Origin of the sequence: Aquimarina aquimarini (genome assembly GCF_900299535.1) — a bacterium.
In the GTDB taxonomy this organism is placed as follows: domain Bacteria; phylum Bacteroidota; class Bacteroidia; order Flavobacteriales; family Flavobacteriaceae; genus Aquimarina; species Aquimarina aquimarini.
This window is the reverse complement of the sequence record NZ_OMKE01000027.1, coordinates 1-2,969: the sequence shown is the minus strand read 5'-3', so window position 1 is coordinate 2,969 and position 2,969 is coordinate 1. Positions and strand designations below refer to the sequence as shown.

Here is a 2,969-nt window from a genome sequence, read left to right as displayed (position 1 = left end):
ATCAAATTTCTCTTTTGAATCTGATACCATTGTTAATAGCATAACATCCAAGATTTCTCCTTTTTTATAACTATAGGAAGTAACTTCTTTACTTTGTGCATTAGAATTAAAAAAGGTCAAAGAAAAAAATACGAGCGCAAATGTTCTTAATGTCATAATTATTTTTTTTTGTATTTATAACCACAAAACAATACTATTCGATTTAGTCATACAAAATAATAGGGGGTTGATGAGTTCGTATACCGTATTTGTACCTAAATAAAGAAGAAAGTACTACACGTTTTGCCAACAATAATAACCATAATACACCTCCGTAACCACCATAAAAACAATACACTATACCTCTTTGTAAGGGCTTTCTTTATGACATCATAGTTTTAGTAAATACCCATAACCCACAACCATACAGTATTTATTAATTTTTATGAGAGTTCCCTACAAAGCGTATGATAAAAAATAATAGTATTTTTATTCTGAATATATAAGATGTATAGTTATTATGAAACCACTCTACATATCAATTATGTTATTTATTTCTGTAAAAGCAATGGCATTAGAAATAAATAAAACAATTAAAGTCAATAGTGTAAAGGAATTCTTTAGTGCCTTAGATGACAATACAGAAATAATAATTCAATGTGAAACATTCAACTTCACATTAGAAAATTTGGAACAAAATATAGGAATCAAAGAGATTACCGAAGAACACTGGTATACACATAAAAAACCAATAAAAAGAGAATTAAAAAGTTATTATTTTTCTTCTGGGTTAGTATTAAATGGATATCAAAATTTAATAATAAGAAGTGAGGAACATACAAATATCATTTCAGATAATGATAGTGATAATATCTTAAGTTTCAAGAATTGTAGAGGTATTGTATTAGAAGGCATCTCTATTTTTCATACATCTTTAGTTTGCTCTGGTTCGGTATTATCAATTCTATTATCAAGTGAGATAACTATTAAGGATTGTTCTTTGAACGGAAGTGGTGTAATTGGAACTGTATTAATTGGTGCCAATGATGTAAAGTTTTACAATGTAAATATTTACAATAATAGTTTTCATGCCATTTATAGTATAAATTCGTTTAACATAAAGTTTGAAGAGTGTAATATATTTGATAACCATCAGTGGGCTGAATCTCTTATTTATTCAGATGTAAGTTACCTAACATTTAAAAATTGCCTTATAAATAACAATCAATCCAAAAAATTAATATATACTTCTTTAGGCGATTTACCTTATGCAAATTTTGAAAATTGTGAAATAAATAATAATCCATTCATTTTTAATTTACAAGGATATATAGAAGATAGTTCTCAAAATAACTATGCATTATTTAAAAAGGAAAAACGTAATGCAATGTTAAAATTATTCATAGTTTTTTTAATGTCACAACTGGAAACTGATAACGATAATCGAAATGTTGAATTCGTAAGTCTTTTCAGCAAGGATTATAAAATTATAGACAAGGAGAAAAACACCCAATCAGACTTCTTATTTTTATATTTTAGTTTAAAGAAAAAGGGCTTCACAATTAATAAATACAAAATTATTAGGAATAGAATTGTAATAAATGAAAATGCTAAAAATCAAGAGATATGGTCTTTTAGTTTCAACAAGAATGATAAATTTAAAAAAATAAAAATAAAATAACATTTGCCAACAAAGGTGACTGTTATACAACTCGAAATACTTTTAGAATCATCTTTTATGATTTCCTGAGCAAACACAACTAACTGATTTTTAGTGCTAATTATTTTAGGTTTTGTTCAAAATTTTAGCTTAATATCAAAAAAGATAGTTGTGCAACAGCCGCACAATATAAAATTAATTATTAGCTCAAGCCTACTTACGAAAACCCTAACAGATTTTCTATTCGGTTTGTATTTGCTAAATTAGTTGCTTAAATCACTCAACTAATCTTATACAAACATATTGGCAACAAGTAAAAAAATGAATACCTTCTTAAAACACTTAATTCTATTATTTTTTTTATATCCATTAAATGGATTTACACAGGTAGAAATTGAATCAAATAAATTGTTAATACCTAAGTCTGCAACCAGTATCAACTCCTATTTCGTTATTTCAAAAAAAGACAGTACTAAATTAACCCCAAATCAATATAAAATAAATTTTATTGACCCTAAAGGTTCTGATTTAGATTTCTTTTTGTTATTAACCATTGAAGAAAATCAGTCTATAAAAAGCCCAATATTATTTAAACATGGAACTAAAAAATTAGAAATTTATTTAGATAATGGTAGAGTTATTAAAAGAAAAATGTTTTACCCAGAAATAGGTTCTAAACAATTAGAAACAGAAGAAATTGTTCTAAATGATACTATTTATGAATCTAGATTTAATAAGTTAGGAAAAATAACTTATGAATCTAGAAGTAATTTAAAAAACAAAACCCTTTACTATAAATCGTACGATTATGACGAAAAAGGTAACTTACAAATAACAGTAGAGGAAAATAAACTACTAGGTGTGTCTATATCAAGTAATTATAATAATAAAACTGGTATTTTAACTGAAAATACATATTCTGATAGCTATCCTAATGGCCACTTGAAAACATTATATCCCAATGGTAATTTTCAGATAACTGAAGGAAATAAAATTAAGTACTATAATAAAGACGGTAAACTAATAAAATCATATTTTATTGAAGAAGAAGCCCCAATCAAAGTTCCAAATAACTAAAATAATATTTTTTACAATAACTTATTCTAATTAGAGCATAAGTTATTGTCAAGAGTATTATTCTTGTTTATTAGGTAGTTAGCGTAACCAGTAATTAGAAAAAAATGAACGATTTGAGATCGTATAGAGTCTGTTTTCAAAAAGAGTTGACTACATTGTATTTCTTTTTATTTATAGAGAAACTTACATCTTTTTGCATTTCATAATAAGTAAGATCAAAATAAGGAAACAGTTCTCTACGTTGTTTATGAAA

2 protein-coding genes are annotated in these 2,969 nt (G+C 25.6%); both read left to right on the top strand.

All coding sequences use genetic code 11. The annotated features are described in order from the left end of the window. The first annotated feature begins 547 nt into the window (after positions 1–547). Complete coding sequence (locus DG508_RS13630) at positions 548–1,660, top strand: right-handed parallel beta-helix repeat-containing protein (protein ID WP_159090831.1); 1,113 nt, start codon at positions 548–550, stop codon at positions 1,658–1,660. Positions 1,661–1,960: 300 nt separating this feature from the next. Continuing rightward, complete coding sequence (locus DG508_RS13625; protein WP_159090830.1) at positions 1,961–2,716, top strand: hypothetical protein; 756 nt, start codon at positions 1,961–1,963, stop codon at positions 2,714–2,716. Positions 2,717–2,969 lie beyond the last annotated feature (253 nt).